The following is a 17,399-nucleotide window of genomic DNA, read 5'->3' as shown; positions in this document are numbered from 1 at the left end:
TAAAAAAGCACTTTGACGGTTTTTTTAAGTTTATTTTGCAAAGTGACGAAAAGCCCTTGGCGGACCGCCCTGCCCCCGTTAGAGTCGGAAGTCCGCCTGCATCGAATTCCCTGACAAAATCGCCCCAAGCCCAATGTTTCCGGGCTTTCTGCGTTTCTCAGCGAAACGCGTCCTGACAGTCTTCCCAACCGATCCCGCTTTGCGCGGTTTGCGTGATCAGCCACGGCATCGCCGTCTTCACTGCATCCTGTTTCATGTTGAAATTGATCACCCCGTGACGCCACAACAGCATCAGGGTCAGCACCCGTTGCCCGCTCTGGGGCCCCTTGAGCTTGCCGGCGCCGTCCTGGGCATCAATGTCCCACAACGCCACTTGCAGGCCCTGGGTGTTGAAGAAACCTTGCGCATCGCTACGACGCTGGCCATCCGGCGGACGAAACAGTGGTACGTAGTTCTCCGGCAGTTTGTTCTTCACCAGATCAGCGCTGCGCCGCACCGAATCCTGCCAGTCCTGCCAGTGGCTGTGGGAGCGGAACTCCCAACCCTGCACACCCACGCATTGTTGCGAGAACGCCGCTTGCAGGCTGCTTGCCGAACGGTCGGCCAGACGTGCCTGGATATCCTTGCCCAACATGAAGAAAGTGCCGCTCATGTTCGACTTGCGCAGATACTCAGTGAGCCAGTCGGCGTTGTCCGGTTGCGCGTTGGCAGCGCTGTCGAATGTCAGCACAAACAGTCGGTCATGCATCTCGTCGCCGTTGCGCTCATAGTCGCCGAAACGATCGATTTCACTGCTGGTCTGCGGGAACAGCGCCGCCTTGCGCAGCAGTTCGTCGAGGTACTGCAAATGGAAGATCCGGCTCGGCTCGGCCCACTTGGTGTAATAACTGTCGTCGCTGACCACGAACTTGGCGGCCTGCTCGCGCAGGGTCGGCAGGTCTTCGACGAGGAAGCAGAACGATGCGTCCTGATCGCAACTCTGCTGGGCGAAGTTGTAGTTGGCCAGCAGGCGCTGCCAGAGGCGTTGGCGCAGGCTGTTGATCGCGTCGATATTGATCGTGCGCAGCCCCAGACGCTGGGCCAAAGCGGCCTCGTCCATCGACTCGGTACCGAGCAGGCCTCGGGCGAACATGAGGATTTCTGCCCGGGAAGCGACGTCGAACAGCGTCGGGCTGGTCAGTTGCTCCGGCCAGGTACTGCGATCCAGCGTCGCCACATCGCCCGGCGCCGCCACGGCACCGAAGCTCAACAGCCACGCGGTGAATAAAAGAACAATGCGCAAAAGGGATGTCTCCATAACAAAACCCGCGCGGCACTATAGCTGATCCTGCCCCATTCCCCTTAGCCACGGATGATCGTTCCCACGCTCTGCGTGTTAACGCCTTCCCGGACGCTCCGCGTCCAGCTCGACGGTGACGTGGAGCGTCACAGGCGGCATTCCCACGCAGAGCGTGGGAACGATCATCGCCAAGCCGTCGATCACCTATGGGCTTGATAGCTGGAGTCATCAAGGACAACCCCCTAGAATCGCCCCCACGATTAAAGGAGACGACTTCATGCTGATGGTGATTTCCCCCGCCAAGACCCTCGATTACGAAACGCCGCCGGCGACCCAGCGCTTTACCCAGCCGCAATACCTCGACCATTCGCAGGAATTGATCCAGCAATTGCGCGACCTGACGCCGGCGCAAATCAGCGAGCTGATGCACGTCTCCGACAAGATCGGCGGGCTCAACGCCGCACGGTTCGGCAGCTGGACCCCGGCGTTCACCCCGGAAAACGCCAAGCAGGCGCTGCTCGCATTCAAGGGTGATGTCTACACCGGTCTCGACGCGCAATCCTTCAGCGAAGCGAACTTCGATTACGCGCAAAAACACCTGCGCATGCTCTCCGGCCTCTATGGCCTGCTGCGTCCGCTGGATTTGATGCAACCGTATCGCCTGGAAATGGGCACCAAACTGGCCAATGCCCGTGGCAAGGACTTGTATGCCTTCTGGGGCACGCGCATCAGTGAATGGCTGAACGAAGCACTGGCCGATCAGGGCGATGATGTGCTGCTCAACCTGGCGTCCAACGAATACTTTTCGGCGGTCAAACGCACTGCCCTGAACGCGCGGATCATCAATGCCGACTTCAAGGATCTGAAGAATGGTCAGTACAAGATCATCAGCTTCTACGCGAAGAAAGCCCGTGGCCTGATGAGCCGCTTCGTGATCCAGGAAAAAATCAACGATCCCGCCCAGCTCAAGCAGTTCGATGTGCAAGGTTATCGCTACAGCGCCGAACAATCGAAATCGGACAACCTGGTGTTTCTGCGTGACCACGCCCCGGAATAAAGCATGCCCATTGCACGACTCTTTGTTTAAAGAGTCGTGCAGCTCGCACGATGTCAAAAATCCCTCGCCTGTTTTCGCCATTTTAATGGCGCCAAAAAACCTCACCTGTCCTTTCTAATATTAGTTTCACTCGACACTGATCATTTTTTTCAGTAGTGGCACGTAAATTTTTTCGCAGTAGTGGCACAAAACTATCTACCGCGATTATTCGCCTACATATAAAGGGCGAAAACGAAAGTGCTATCAAATTGAGACCAGTGCCATCTTCGACAATATTTCAAGAAATTTCAGATTTCGCGATGAGCGGACAGGAACTTCATCCAAATGCATAGCTCATACCACCGGTAACGATTCTCGCCGAATTTGTACGAGATAACTTACGTAGGACAAAAAGCCATGTAACCAAGTTGTCACAGCAACTTGCCTAGATGACTAACTAGTCTGAAAACATACTGAAGGACAGGAGATACGCACCATTAATATCCCCTACAAGGCCAAGGCCGCGCCCCTATAAACGTGCTTGCCTGAGCACCAGACCGCTTGATCCACGGGCTTTACGCCTGACATCGAGCGCATTAGACGATTGCACAAGCGTCTTCCGAACGGAAGATCGGCTGCATAACAGGGCACGTCACAACTACAAGGCCTAGTTGCGCACATCTTGAGTGCACTTATTTAGACACTCGGAACTTTTTATGCCTGCACACGGTATTGCGGCGTCTCCAAGCCGCACTTCCGAGTGCACTAGTGACCGCTGAACACCATTAACTCCGGCCTTCTAAGGCCTGATATATACAGAGGTAATTGCGATGCGCATCAGCATATTTGGTTTGGGTTACGTTGGCGCAGTATGTGCCGGTTGCCTGTCTGCACGGGGCCATGACGTGGTTGGCGTCGATGTTGCCAAAGACAAGATCGACATGATCAACGCTGGCAAATCTCCCATTGTTGAACCGGGCCTGGGCGAACTTCTGCAACAGGGTATTCAAACCGGTCGTCTGCGTGGCACGACCAACTTCGCCGAAGCGATTCGTGACACTGACCTGTCGATGATCTGCGTCGGCACGCCGAGCAAGAAGAATGGCGACCTCGAACTCAACTACATCGAAGCGGTATGCCGCGAGATCGGTTTTGTCCTGCGTGAAAAAACCACCCGCCACACCATCGTCGTGCGCAGCACCGTGCTGCCGGGCACCGTCGCCAATGTGGTCATCCCGATCCTCGAAGATTGCTCCGGCAAAAAGGCTGGCGTTGATTTCGGCGTCGCAGTTAACCCTGAGTTCCTGCGTGAATCCACCGCCATCGCCGACTACGACCTGCCACCGATGACCGTCATCGGCGAGTTCGACAAGGCTTCGGGAGACGTTCTGCAATCGCTGTACGAAGAACTCGACGCACCGATCATCCGCAAGGACATCGCTGTCGCCGAGATGATCAAGTACACCTGCAACGTCTGGCACGCGACCAAAGTGACCTTCGCCAACGAGATCGGCAACATCGCCAAAGCGGTCGGCGTCGATGGTCGCGAAGTGATGGAAGTGGTCTGCCAGGACAAGACCCTCAACCTGTCCCAGTACTACATGCGTCCGGGCTTCGCGTTCGGCGGCTCGTGCCTGCCAAAAGACGTCCGCGCCCTGACCTACCGCGCCGGTTCGCTGGACGTCGAAGCACCGCTGCTCAACTCGCTGATGCGCAGTAACGAATCGCAAGTGCAGAACGCCTTTGACATCGTTGAAAGCCACGACAAACGCAAAGTCGCCCTGCTCGGTCTGAGCTTCAAGGCTGGCACCGACGACCTGCGCGAAAGCCCGCTGGTGGAACTGGCCGAAATGCTGATCGGCAAGGGTTACGACCTGAGCATCTACGACAGCAACGTCGAGTACGCCCGTGTTCACGGCGCGAACAAGGATTACATCGAGTCGAAAATCCCGCACGTGTCGTCCCTGCTCAACGCAGACTTCGATTCGGTGATCAACAACTCCGACGTGATCATCCTCGGCAACCGCGACGAGAAGTTCCGCGCGCTGGCGCAGCAAGCGCCGCACGGCAAACAGGTCATCGACCTGGTGGGCTTCATGGCCAAGGCCACCGACGCCGGTACGCGCACCGAAGGTATTTGCTGGTAAAGCAGCCCCAAGCGACAAGCCTCGAGTTGCAGCTTGCAGCTCGAGGCTTGCAGCTCGAAGCCTCTAATACCTTCGGATGACGCTGATGACCAAGCTCAAACATTTTTTTCTGCAATCAGCCGGCTGGCTTTTTTATCTCAGTCTGCTGATGGGCCTGGCCTTGATGCTGCCCACGTCCACATTCGACTCCGAGTCGAAGGACTTCATTTTCCTGATTGGCGCCGTCGGTATCTGGCGCTACTCGATGGGTGCAACGCACTTTGTGCGCGGCATGATTTTCCTCTACATCGTTTACCCGCACCTGCGCCGTAAAGTGCGCAAGCTGGGTAAAGCGGCGGACCCGTCGCATGTGTTTCTGATGGTCACCAGTTTCCGTATCGACGCGTTGACCACCGCGCAGGTCTACAGCTCGGTGATCCGCGAAGCCATCGACTGCGAACTGCCGACCACCGTGGTCTGCTCGATCGTGGAAATGTCCGATGAACTGCTGGTCAAGGCGCTGTGGGCGCGGATGAATCCGCCAGACCGCGTGAAGCTCGACTTCGTGCGCATTCCCGGCACCGGCAAACGTGATGGCCTGGCTTACGGCTTCCGCGCAATCTCCCGCCACCTGCCGGACGACCGCGCCGTGGTGGCCGTGATCGATGGCGACACCGTGCTCGGTGAAGGCACCGTGCGCAAGACCGTGCCGTGGTTCCAGCTGTTCGGCAACGTCGGCGGCCTGACCACCAACGAATTCTGCGAAGTGCGCGGCGGCTACATCATGAGCGAATGGCACAAGCTGCGTTTCGCCCAGCGCCACATCAACATGTGCTCGATGGCTCTGTCCAAACGCGTGCTGACCATGACCGGTCGTATGTCGGTGTTCCGCGCCACCGTGGTGACCAACCCGGAATTCATCGCCGACGTTGAAAGCGACTCGCTGCAACACTGGCGTCTGGGCCGCTTCAAGTTCTTGACCGGCGACGACAAGTCGAGCTGGTTCAGTCTGATGCGCCTGGGTTACGACACCTTTTACGTGCCGGACGCAGCGATCAACACCGTTGAACACCCGCCGGAAAAGAGCTTCATCAAGGCCAGCCGCAAACTGATGTTCCGCTGGTACGGCAACAACCTGCGCCAGAACTCGCGCGCACTGGGCCTGGGTGTGAAACGCCTCGGCGCCTTCACCTCGGTGGTGCTGTTCGACCAGCGCGTATCGATGTGGACGTCCTTGCTCGGCCTGACCGTAGCGATCATAGCCAGCTTCAAGTACGGCACCGCGTTCATCCTGGTTTACCTGCTATGGATCGGCATCACCCGCCTGATCCTGACGTTGCTGTTGTCGTGTTCCGGTCACCGCATCGGCCCGGCTTACCCGGTGATTCTCTATTACAACCAGATCGTCGGCGCGCTGGTGAAGATCTACGTGTTCTTCCGCCTCGACCAACAATCCTGGACTCGCCAACCCACATCCCTGACCCGTGATCTCGCCAGCTTTCAACGTTGGTTCAACACCTGGTCGTCTCGGACCATGACCTTCTCCGCCGGCAGCATTTTCGTCGCCGTGCTGCTGATGATGGTCTGACCCGCCCCTATTGAATTAACAAGGAAATCGCCCCTATGAATACCGCCGTCAACGCCAACGTAGTGCATGAATCCGAAGCCCAGCGCCAACACGCCCGCGTGAAAATCCCGGCCAAACTGCGTTTCTTCGGCCCCGACCGGACCCCGGTCGAAGCGCGTGTCCTCGACTTGTCTGCCGGTGGTCTGGCGTTCAACGCCGGGCAAATGCCGCTGACCCTCGGCGAGGTGTACAAGGCGCGTCTGCAATTCGTCATCGACAACCTCGGCCTGGCCATGGACGTTGAGCTGCAAGTGCGCTCCTACGACCGCCAGACCGGTCGCGTCGGCTGCCAGTTTCAGAACCTCGAGCAGCAGGACATTTCCACCCTGCGCCACTTGATCACCTCCCACCTGGCCGGCGACATCGTCAGCATCGGCGAAGTACTGGCAACCCTGCAGCGCGACAACTTCACCAAGGCGCGCAAGGTCAAGGACGGCGGCAGCGGCATGACCCCGTTCGGTCGCCTGAAAGCCGTGACCTTCAGTGCAGGCATTTTTGCTGTCGGTCTGGTCGCGGCGGGTTTCATCTTCAAATCGGTGTACGGCATGTACTTCGTCAGCCACGCGCAGGCCGGTCTGGTCAGCGTGCCGGGGATGAACATCACCATGCCGCGCGACGGCACCGTGCAGAGCCTGATCAAGTCCGACGGCGTTGCAGCCAAAGGCGCACCGCTGGCGACCTTCAGCACCAGCATGCTCGACGTGCTCAAGGGTCACCTGGACGAAGATCAACTGGCACCGGCCAAGGTTGAAGAACTGTTCGGCAAGCAAATGACCGGCACCCTGACTTCGCCGTGCGATTGCACCGTGGCCCAGCAACTGGTGGCTGACGGTCAGTACGCGAGCAAGGGCGACGTGATCTTCACCCTGGTACCGCGCAACACCCAGGCCACCGTGGATGCGCGTTTCTCCTATCGCCAGTTCAGCGATGTGCGCCCGGGAACACCGGTGAGTTTCCAGATCGCCGGTGAAGACAAGACCCGCACCGGCAAGATCGTCAGCAGCACCAGCCTGAAAAGCGCCGACCTGTCCTCCGACATCCGCGTGCAGATCCAGCCAGACGAGCCGCTCGACAGCAGCCTCGCCGGCCGCCCGGTGGAAGTGAACAGCGACCGTGGCCCGAACCTGAACTGGCTGATCGACAAAGCCATGGCTGCCGGTCTTTAAGTCGAGGACATGCCTGTGACTACTCCACCCATCCTGAAAACACCGCGATCCCTGTGGGAGCTGGCTTGCCAGCGATTGGATCAAAGTGGTTTTACTGGAATACCGAGTCGCCTGAATCGCTGGCAAGCCAGCTCCCACAGAATTCATGTGGTGTGCTCGCTGGCATTGGCAGTCAGTCTGGCCGGTTGCGCCGGCCTGCCCGATCAGCGTCTGGCCAACGAAGCGCTCAAGCGCGGCGACACCGCCACCGCTGCGCAGAACTATCAGCAACTGGCCGATCTGGGTTACAGCGAGGCGCAAGTCGGACTCGCCGATATCCAGGTCGACAGCCGTGACCCCGAACAAATGAAACAGGCCGAAGCGACCTATCGCGCAGCGGCCAGCGTTTCGCCCCGCGCGCAGGCGCGTCTCGGTCGCTTGCTGGTGGCCAAGCCAGGCTCCACCGAAGCCGAGCATCAGGAAGCTGAAAGCCTGCTGAAAAAAGCCGCCGCCAATGGCGAAGGCAACACGTTGATCCCGCTGGCGATGCTGTACCTGCAATACCCGCACAGCTTCCCGAATATCAACGCGCAGCAGCAGATCGATCAGTGGCGCAAATCCGGTTACCCGGAAGCGGGTCTGGCGCAGGTGCTGCTGTATCGCACCCAAGGCACCTACGACCAGCACCTGGATGACGTGGAAAAAATCTGCAAAGCCGCGCTCAACACTACCGACATTTGCTACGTCGAGCTGGCCACGGTCTATCAGAAACGTGCTCAGCCCGAGCAACAAGCCGAGCTGATCAAGCAGATGCAGGCCGGTTACAGCCGAGGCACCGTCACCGCTCAGCGCGTCGATTCCGTGGCCCGTGTACTGGCCGATTCGACCCTGGGCAAGACCGACGAGAAAACCGCGCAATCGTTGCTTGAACCGATTGCCCCGGGCTACCCGGCGTCGTGGGTGACCCTCGCGCAACTGCTTTACGACTACCCGGAACTGGGCGACGTCGACCAAATGATGAAGTACCTCGACAACGGCCGCGCCGCCGACCAGCCGCGCGCCGAGCTGTTGCTGGGCAAGCTCTACTACGAAGGCAAAATGGTCCCGGCCGACGCGAAAGTCGCCGAAGAACATTTCCAGAAAGCCGTTGGCCGCGAAGTCGCCGCCGACTACTACCTCGGCCAGATCTATCGCCGTGGTTACCTCGGCAAGGTCTATCCGCAAAAGGCCCTCGACCACCTGCTGACCGCTGCGCGCAACGGCCAGAACAGCGCCGACTTCGCCATCGCCCAGCTGTTTTCCCAAGGCAAGGGCACCAAGCCCGATCCGCTCAACGCCTACGTGTTCAGTCAATTGGCCAAGGCGCAAAACACCCCGCAAGCCGATGAACTGGCGACCACCCTTGCCGCGCAATTGCCGCCCGAGCGTCTGGCCGAAGCCCAGCGCCTGCTGCAACAGGAACAGGCCAGCCGTGGCGCCCTGAATCAGAACACGCTGCAACTGCACGCCCTGCAAGAAGAAGACGGCGAGGAAAAACTATGAAGCTCAATCCATTCGTGAAGGCCGGTATTGGCCTCACCTTCGCACTGATCTGGTCTTGCCCGACACTGGCTGCGATGACTGAAAGCAAAAACTTCGGCCTCGAAGTGAAAATCACCGGCCAGTCCGAAGACGACCGCGACCTCGGCACCGCCAGCGGCGGCGACGTCAACGGCGTCGGCCTCGACCTGCGTCCATGGGTCTACGGCGAAAGCGGCGCGTGGAGCGCCTATGCGATGGGTCAGGCCGTGACCTCGACCGACATTATCGAGACCGACACCCTGCAGCAGTCCGACAGCGACGGCACGCAGACCACCGACAACGGTGATCGCAAGACCAAGAAAAACTACCTGGCGATGCGTGAATTCTGGGTCGGCTACAGCGGCCTCACTCCGTACCCGGGCGAGATGCTCAAGTTTGGTCGCCAGCGCCTGCGCAATGACGACGGCCAATGGCGCGACACCAACATCGAAGCACTGAACTGGACCTTCGACACCACCCTGTTGCGCGCCAACGCCGGTGTCGCCGAACGCTTCAGCGAATACCGCACCGACCTCAAAGAGCTGGCGCCGAAAGACAAGGATCGCCTGCACGCCTACGCCGATGCCGCTTACCAGTGGACACCGGGCAACTGGGTCGGCATTCGCGGCCACCACACCCACGACGACGGCAAACTCGATTATCCGGAACCGGGCGTGGCCGGTGACTCGCTGGACAAGAAAGAGAACGGCGACATCAGCTGGCTCGGCCTCACCGCCGACAGCGACGCCTACAACTGGCGCAACACCAACACCGTCAATTACTGGGGCAGCATCACCGGCATGAGCGGCGACCGTGACACGGTCAATGCCCTCAACGCCGACGGCACACGCCCGGCACAAGCCAAACGCAGCGATGATGTGAATGGCTGGGCCACCGACATCGGTGTGCGCCTGCGCCTCGATCCGCAATGGCAAGTCGGCGGCGCCTATGCCCGCGCCAGTGCCGATTACGAGCAGAACGGTCTGGAGAGTAACCGCTCCAACTACACCGGCACACGTTCGCGGGTGCACCGTTTCGGCGAAGCGTTCCGTGGCGAAATGAACAACATGCAGACCGCGACGCTGTTCGGTTCGTGGATGGTCAACGACGAATACGACGCCAGCCTGATCTACCACAAGTTCTGGCGTGTCGACGGCAACAAACCGGTGGGCAGCAACGGCATCAATGCCGTGGAAAACAACACCGACGACGTCACTGGCGCGATTCTGTCCAGCACCTCTTTGCCGCTTGAAGACGGCAACAAGGATCTCGGTCAGGAGATGGACCTGGTTGTCACCAAGTACTTCAAGCAAGGCCTGTTGCCGGCGGCGCTGAGCCAGTCGATCGACGAGCCTTCGGCCCTCGTGCGTTTCCGTGGCGGCGTGTTCAAGCCGGGCGACGCTTATGGCAGCCAGGTTGATTCGTACATGCACCGCGCGTTCATCGACGTGATCTGGCGCTTCTGATGCAAACCGCGAAGGGAGTGCCCGACATGAACCATGCAAGGAAAGGCTCGCTCAGCCTGTTGGCCGGCGCAATGCTGCTGGCCTCGGCTGGTGCCTTCGCCACGGTGGAACCGGCCAAGCCTGTGACCACCGCCAAAGAACTGCAACAAGCCAAGACCTACACCGTCAGCAGCGCACCCACTGATGCGCTGAACCTGGCCGCGCCAAAACTGCCTGACCTGTCCGGCTTCACCGCCGAGGCCGCTGCCGCAAAAATCGTGCGCAGTAAAGCGGGCAAGATCAGCGTGCGCCGGATGATGCAGGAAGACGCCCTGAAGGACTTCATCGGCGGCGACAACAAGATGGCCGAATGGGTGGTGCGTCAGCACGGCATCCCGCAGGCGATCTTCGTCGACGACGGCTATATCAACCTGAAAGAGCTGGCGCAGAAACTGCCCAAGCAGTATTTCAGCGAGACCTCGCCGGGCGTGTATCTGTCGAAGTTGCCGATCGTCGTCGGCCGTAAAGGCATCCTCGAAATCGACGGCCAGACTCAAGAGCTGCGCCTGTCGCAAGAGGCCGGTTCGTTCCTGGTCAACGACGGTCAGCTGTTCGTGCGTGACACCAAGGTCACTGGCTGGCGCGAGAAGGACAACGGCCCGGCCACCTTCCGTTCGCCGAAGGAATTCCGCCCGTTCCTGCTCGCCTGGGGCGGCACCGAGACTTACATCGTCAACAGCAAGATGGCCAGCTTCGGCTACGCCAACAGTAAGTCGTACGGGGTGAGTATTTCCCAGTACACGCCAAACATGGCCAAGGTGCTCAAGCGTCCGGAGCCAACTGGCTGGATCGTCGGTTCCGAGTTCTCCGACATGTGGTACGGCTTCTACTGCTACGAGACCCGCGACTTCGTGGTCAAGGGCAACACCTACAAAGACAACATCGTCTACGGCATCGACCCGCACGACCGTTCCCACGGCCTGATCATTGCCGAGAACACCGTCCACGGTACGAAGAAGAAGCACGGGATCATTATTTCCCGTGAGGTCAACGACAGCTTCATCTTCAACAACAAGAGCTTCGACAACCACCTCTCGGGCCTGGTGATCGACCGTAACAGCGTCAACAACATCATTGCCTACAACGAGATCTACCAGAACCACACCGACGGCATCACCCTCTACGAGTCCGCCGACAACCTGCTGTGGGGCAACAAGGTCATCAGCAACAAGCGCCACGGCATCCGCATTCGTAACAGCGTGAACATCCGCCTCTACGAAAACGTCGCCATGGCCAACGGCCTGACCGGCGTCTACGGCCACATCAAGGACCTCACCGACACCGACCGTGACATCAAGCTCGACCCGTTCGACGCGCAGGTGTCGCTGATTGTCGTCGGCGGTGAACTCGCGGCCAACGGCAGCGGCCCGCTGTCGATCGATTCGCCCTTGAGTGTCGAGTTGTATCGCGTGTCGATGCTGGCGCCGACCAAATCCAGCGGCATCAGCTTCAACGGCATCCTCGGCGAGCGCCAGGATGAAATTCTCGACTTGCTGGTGCGCCAGCAGAAAGCCGTGCTGATCGACCCTGTCGAACGCCAGACCGAAATGCAGGACTGAGGATAATTTTATGCACCCACACTTGATCAAATTACTCAGCCTGTCGGCCCTGACCGTGGGCATTCTCGCGGCCAGCAATGCGGCGCGTGCAGACGACACGCAAGCGCCGAAATTCACTGCCGAGCCGTGCTGCAACCTGTGCCCGGAAGCCCATGACGCGAAGAACTACACCACGCGTTATCAGCAGAACTTCACTACGTTGGTGCAGGCGCAGGGCGACTGGTTGTTCCGGACTCAGGAAGATTTGCGCACCGAGTTCAACACCACTCCGGCCGGCTACAAACGCCTGCAACAACTGCACGATGCGTTCAAGGCCAAGGGCGTTGAGCTGGTGATCGTTTACCAGCCGACCCGTGGCCTGGTGAACCGCAACAAGCTCAACCCGCAGGAAAAAGCCGCGTTCGATTACGAGAAAGCGCTGGGCAACTACAAGACCATGCTCGGCCGTTTCGCCAAGATGGGCTACGTGGTGCCAGACCTGTCGCCGCTGACCAACGAATCGCTGCCGGACACCCTGCCCGCCCACGATTTCTACTTCCGCGGTGACCAGCACTGGACACCATACGGCGCTCAGCGCACGGCAAAAATCGTCGCCGAGAAGGTCAAGCAAATCCCGGCCTTCGCCGACATTCCCAAGCGTGAGTTCGAGACCAAGCGCTCCGGGCGCATGGGCAAGACCGGCACTCTGCACAACATGGCCGGGCAACTGTGCGGCACCAGTTACGCGATCCAGTACATGGATCAATTCACCACCGAGCCTAAGGGCGAGGCCGGTGACGGCGATCTGTTCGGTGATTCCGGCAACCCGCAAATCACCCTGGTCGGTACCTCGCACAGCGGCAAAAACTACAACTTCGCCGGCTTCCTCGAAGAGGCCATCGGCGCCGATATTCTCAACGTCGCCTTCCCCGGCGGTGGTCTGGAAGGTTCGATGTTGCAGTATCTGGGCAGCGACGAATTCCAGAAGACCCCACCGAAAATTCTCATCTGGGAATTCTCGCCGCTGTACCGCCTCGACCAGGAAACCATCTATCGCCAGATGATGGCGCTGCTGGATAACGGCTGCGAAGGCAAAGACGCGCAAATGTCTGCCAGCACCACGCTGAAGGCAGGCACCAAGCAAGAACTGCTGGTCAACAGCAAGAACCTGAACCTGCAGAACAGCAGCCATCAGGTCGACATCCGCTTCGCCGATCCCTCGGTGAAAACCCTGCAAGCCACCCTCTGGTACATGAACGGTCGCCACGAGGACATCAAGATCGAGAAACCGGAAACCTCCGACACCGACGGTCGTTTCGCCTTTGAGTTGCGCACGGACGAAGACTGGGCCTCGCAAAACCTGCTGGCGGTCGAAGTCCAGGGCCCTGAAGCCGGCGCCGCGCCACAGAAAGTCGAAGCGAAAATCTGCAAACGCAACGTATTCCCGGGCGCTGGGCCACAAACCGCTCAGGTCGGGCAATGAGGTCTGCTATGCGAAATCCGAAACTCAAAAATCTGTTGGCACCGACGCTGCTGAGCCTGGCGATGTTCGCCGGGGCCACTCAGGCCGCCGCACCATTACGTCCACCGCAGGGCTATTTTGCGCCTGTGGATAAATTCAAGACCGGCGACAAAAGCGAAGGCTGCGATGCGATGCCGGCGCCGTACACCGGTCCGCTGCAATTTCGCAGCAAATACGAAGGCTCGGACAAGGCCCGTTCGACGCTGAATGTGCAGTCGGAAAAAGCCTTCCGCGACACCACCAAAGACATCACCACGCTGGAACGCGGCACCGCCAAACGGGTGATGCAGTTCATGCGCGACGGTCGCCCGGAGCAGCTTGATTGCACGCTGAACTGGCTGACCGCGTGGGCCAAGGCCGATGCGTTGATGTCGAAGGACTTCAACCACACCGGCAAGTCGATGCGCAAATGGGCGCTGGGCAGCATGGCCTCTTCGTACATTCGCCTGAAATTCTCCGACTCGCATCCGCTGGCGCAGCATCAGCAGCAAGCGCAGGAGATCGAAGCGTGGTTCAGCAAGATGGCCTATCAGGTGGTCAGCGACTGGGACAACCTGCCGCTGGAAAAAACCAACAACCACTCGTACTGGGCAGCGTGGTCGGTGATGGCGACTTCCGTCGCAACCAACCGCCGCGACCTGTTCGATTGGGCGGTCAAGGAATACAAGGTCGGTGCCAATCAGGTAGACGCCGACGGTTACCTGCCGAACGAACTCAAGCGCCAGCAACGCGCCCTCGCCTATCACAACTACGCCCTGCCACCGCTGGCGATGATCGCCAGTTTTGCCCAGGTCAACGGTGTGGATTTGCGTCAGGAAAACAATGGCGCGCTGAAGCGTCTGGGTGATCGGGTGCTGTCGGGTGTGAAAGACCCGGAAGAATTCGAGAAGAAGAACGGCAAAGAGCAGGACATGACCGACTTGAAAGAGGACATGAAATTCGCCTGGCTCGAACCGTTCTGCACGCTCTACACCTGCCCGGCGGATGTGATCGAGAAGAAGCGCGGCATGCAGCCGTTCAAGACCTTCCGCCTCGGTGGCGATCTGACCAAGGTCTATGACCCGGCGCATGAGAAGGGCAACAAAGGCTCGTAAGGCAGAACACAAAACCCTGTGGGAGCTGGCTTGCCAGCGATTGCATTCCGACATTCAACATTGATGTCGACTGACCCGACGCTATCGCTGGCAAGCCAGCTCCCACAAGGGTTGTGGTGAATCTGGATGCAATACATCCCCCGGACTTTTCATGGGGGGTTTGGGGGGGCTTTGGCCCTTGACTGTTGGTTCAAACATGGAGAGATCGGGATGGTATTTTCATCCAACGTGTTCCTGTTTCTGTTCTTGCCGATCTTTCTCGGCTTGTACTACTTGAGCGGGCAACGCTATCGCAACCTGCTGCTGCTGATCGCCAGCTACGTGTTCTACGCCTGGTGGCGGGTGGACTTCCTTGCGCTGTTCGCCGCCGTCACGCTGTGGAACTACTGGATCGGCCTCAAAGTCGGTGCCGCCGGCGTGCGCACCAAACCGGCGCAGCGCTGGCTGCTGCTCGGTGTGGCAGTCGACTTGTGCATCCTCGGCTACTTCAAGTACGCCAACTTCGGCGTCGACAGCATCAACGCGATGATGACGTCGGTCGGTCTTGAGCCGTTCATCCTCACCCACGTGCTGCTGCCGATCGGGATCTCGTTCTACATCTTCGAGTCGATCAGCTACATCATCGACGTGTATCGCGGCGACACCCCGGCCACGCGCAACCTGATCGACTTTGCTGCATTCGTGGCGATCTTCCCGCACCTGATTGCCGGCCCGGTTCTGCGTTTCCGCGACCTCGCCGACCAGTTCAACAACCGCACGCACACCCTCGACAAATTCTCCGAGGGCTGCACGCGGTTCATGCAGGGTTTCATCAAGAAGGTCTTCATCGCCGACACCCTCGCCGTTGTGGCCGACCATTGCTTCGCCCTGCAAAACCCGACCACCGGCGATGCCTGGCTCGGCGCGCTGGCCTACACCGCGCAGCTGTACTTCGACTTCTCCGGTTACAGCGACATGGCCATCGGTCTGGGCTTGATGATGGGTTTCCGCTTCATGGAAAACTTCAAACAGCCGTACATCAGCCAGTCGATCACCGAGTTCTGGCGTCGCTGGCACATCAGCCTGTCGACCTGGCTGCGTGACTATCTCTACATCACCCTCGGCGGTAACCGTAAAGGCACGCTGATGACCTATCGCAACCTGTTCCTGACCATGCTCCTCGGTGGTCTGTGGCACGGTGCGAACATCACCTACATCGTCTGGGGCGCCTGGCACGGCATGTGGCTGGCGATTGAAAAAGCGCTGGGCCTGAACACCTCGCCGCGCAGCCTCAACCCGATCCGCTGGGCGCTGACCTTCCTGCTCGTGGTCATGGGCTGGGTGATCTTCCGCGCCGAAAACCTGCACGTGGCAGGTCGCATGTACGGCGCGATGTTCAGCTTCGGCGACTGGTCGCTGTCGGAACTCAATCAGGCCAGCCTCACCGGCCTGCAAGTGGCGACTCTGGTGGTGGCTTACGTGACGCTGGCGTTCTTCGGCCTGCGTGATCTGTACACCAACCAGCCGCCGGCCAAGACCAAACCGGAAGTCAACGTCGTTGCCAACGGCCCTGCCACCGCGACGCCGGGAATGATCAAGGCAGCCCCCGGCGAAAACCCGGCGAGCATCCACGAGCCTGGCTACACCGTCGGCGCCGAAGCCCAGGTGCAACCGGCTTACTGGACGGCGGATTGGTCACGCTACGTGATGCGCGGGCTGATCCTGCTGCTGTTCATCGCCTCGATTCTCAAACTCTCGGCGCAAAGCTTCTCGCCGTTCCTTTACTTCCAGTTCTGAGGGATCTGACATGACCCGCTCATTACGCATCTTCTACATCGCGCTGTTCCTGGTGACCCTGCTGGTGCTCGGTCTGTGGTCGGTGCGCAGCTTCTTCGGCTTCAGCACCAACGCCGATGCGACGGTGCTCAACGGCCGCTGGACCAAGGCTGTGGAAACTCACTACGACGATGAATTCCCGATCAAGCGTCTGGGCACCAACCTCTGGGCCGCGCTGGATTTCAAACTGTTCAACGAAGGTCGTCCGGGCGTGGTGCTCGGTCGCGATCAGTGGTTGTACAGCGATGAGGAATTCAACCCGATCGTCAACGAGGAGCTGAACCTGCAAGGCAACTACGCGCTGGTCGAAGGCGTGCGCCAGACCCTGAAAGCGAAAGGCGTGAAACTGGTCATGGCGATCGTGCCGGCCAAGGTTCGCCTGTACCCGGAGCATCTGGGTGAAGTGAAACCGGCAAGCATCCACGCCAACCTTTATCAGGATTTCCACAACCGCGTAGCAGCCGACAAGATCCTCGCCCCCGACCTGCTCAAGCCGTTCCAACAGGCCAAGCAGAACGGTCAGCAAGTGTTCCTGCGCACCGACACGCACTGGACACCTGAGGGCGCCGAGATTGCGGCGAATACGCTGGCGAAAACCATCGCCGACAAGTTCCCGCTCAGCGGCGAACCGCAGCGTTTCGTCACCACGCCGGCCGAGAAGGTCACGCACAAGGGCGATCTGCGTCTGTTCCTGCCGCTCGATCCGCTGTTCGAAAACCTGATGCCGGCGCAAGAGCCACTGCAAAAGCGCAACACCGTCGCGGCCGACGATCAGCCTGCCGGTGACGACGCGCTGTTCGCCAGCAATGAAGTGCCGGTGGCACTGGTCGGCACCAGCTACAGCGCCAATCCCAACTGGAACTTCGTCGGTGCGCTGAAACAAGCGCTGCACAGCGACGTGGTGAGCTACGCCGAAGACGGCCACGGCCCGATCCTGCCGATGCTCAGTTACCTGAAAAGCGATGACTTCAAGAACAGCCCGCCACAGGTGCTGATCTGGGAGTTTCCTGAACGATATCTGCCTGTGAACAACGAAATCGGCGACGCCGACCCGCAGTGGGTCGCAGAGCTCAAACAAGCCGGCGCTCGCCAACAAAACGTAGCCATCAACACTAAATCCGAGACGCCCGATCGGGCGCAAAACTGAAAGAG

Annotated in this window: 12 protein-coding genes; 11 read left to right on the top strand and 1 reads right to left on the bottom strand. The window is 59.5% G+C overall.

Going from position 1 to position 17,399, the window contains the following annotated elements; genetic code table 11:
• Nucleotides 1-157: 157 nt before the first annotated feature.
• Nucleotides 158-1,282, bottom strand: coding sequence for a polysaccharide deacetylase family protein (locus KI231_RS05125; protein ID WP_213027629.1), 1,125 nt, complete (start codon nt 1,280-1,282; stop codon nt 158-160).
• 274 nt (nt 1,283-1,556) lie between these two features.
• Here KI231_RS05125 and yaaA point away from each other — a divergent pair, with 274 nt between their 5' ends.
• The 11 genes from yaaA (at nt 1,557) to KI231_RS05070 (ending at nt 17,394) form a co-directional block, all read left to right on the top strand.
• Nucleotides 1,557-2,336 (top strand): peroxide stress protein YaaA, encoded by a 780-nt coding sequence (gene yaaA / locus KI231_RS05120; protein ID WP_213027628.1) that lies wholly within the window; start codon nt 1,557-1,559, stop codon nt 2,334-2,336.
• An 809-nt stretch (nt 2,337-3,145) separates the two neighbouring features.
• On the top strand, nt 3,146-4,462 hold the full coding sequence (locus tag KI231_RS05115) for a nucleotide sugar dehydrogenase (protein ID WP_213027627.1): 1,317 nt from the start codon (nt 3,146-3,148) through the stop codon (nt 4,460-4,462).
• Between the two features lie 85 nt (nt 4,463-4,547).
• Nucleotides 4,548-6,029, top strand: coding sequence for a mannuronan synthase (gene alg8 / locus KI231_RS05110; protein WP_177431429.1), 1,482 nt, complete (start codon nt 4,548-4,550; stop codon nt 6,027-6,029).
• Nucleotides 6,030-6,064: 35 nt separating this feature from the next.
• Complete coding sequence (locus KI231_RS05105; RefSeq protein ID WP_103305194.1) at nt 6,065-7,234, top strand: alginate biosynthesis protein Alg44; 1,170 nt, start codon at nt 6,065-6,067, stop codon at nt 7,232-7,234.
• A gap of 9 nt (nt 7,235-7,243) precedes the next feature.
• Nucleotides 7,244-8,755: an alginate biosynthesis TPR repeat lipoprotein AlgK gene (gene algK / locus KI231_RS05100; protein WP_249412097.1), complete on the top strand. Its 1,512-nt coding sequence runs from the start codon at nt 7,244-7,246 to the stop codon at nt 8,753-8,755.
• Nucleotides 8,752-10,239, top strand: coding sequence for an alginate export family protein (locus tag KI231_RS05095; RefSeq protein WP_213027626.1), 1,488 nt, complete (start codon nt 8,752-8,754; stop codon nt 10,237-10,239). The genes algK and KI231_RS05095 overlap by 4 nt, the downstream gene beginning before the upstream one ends.
• Nucleotides 10,240-10,265: 26 nt before the next feature.
• Nucleotides 10,266-11,837, top strand: a complete 1,572-nt coding sequence (gene algG / locus KI231_RS05090) for a mannuronan 5-epimerase AlgG (protein WP_103305192.1) — start codon at nt 10,266-10,268, stop codon at nt 11,835-11,837.
• 10 nt (nt 11,838-11,847) lie between these two features.
• The gene (locus tag KI231_RS05085) at nt 11,848-13,299 is read left to right on the top strand and encodes an alginate O-acetyltransferase (protein ID WP_213027625.1); all 1,452 of its coding nucleotides are present in this window, start codon (nt 11,848-11,850) and stop codon (nt 13,297-13,299) included.
• Nucleotides 13,300-13,307: 8 nt separating this feature from the next.
• Nucleotides 13,308-14,432: a mannuronate-specific alginate lyase gene (locus KI231_RS05080; RefSeq protein WP_213027624.1), complete on the top strand. Its 1,125-nt coding sequence runs from the start codon at nt 13,308-13,310 to the stop codon at nt 14,430-14,432.
• 210 nt (nt 14,433-14,642) lie between these two features.
• Nucleotides 14,643-16,208, top strand: a complete 1,566-nt coding sequence (locus tag KI231_RS05075) for an MBOAT family O-acyltransferase (RefSeq protein WP_213027623.1) — start codon at nt 14,643-14,645, stop codon at nt 16,206-16,208.
• 10 nt (nt 16,209-16,218) lie between these two features.
• Nucleotides 16,219-17,394, top strand: coding sequence for an alginate O-acetyltransferase (locus KI231_RS05070; protein ID WP_213027622.1), 1,176 nt, complete (start codon nt 16,219-16,221; stop codon nt 17,392-17,394).
• Nucleotides 17,395-17,399 lie beyond the last annotated feature (5 nt).

Source organism: Pseudomonas sp. Seg1, from assembly GCF_018326005.1.
Classification (GTDB): Bacteria; Pseudomonadota; Gammaproteobacteria; order Pseudomonadales; family Pseudomonadaceae; genus Aquipseudomonas.
The sequence above is the reverse complement of the archived record's forward strand: the minus strand, read 5'-3'. Positions and strand labels throughout refer to the sequence as shown.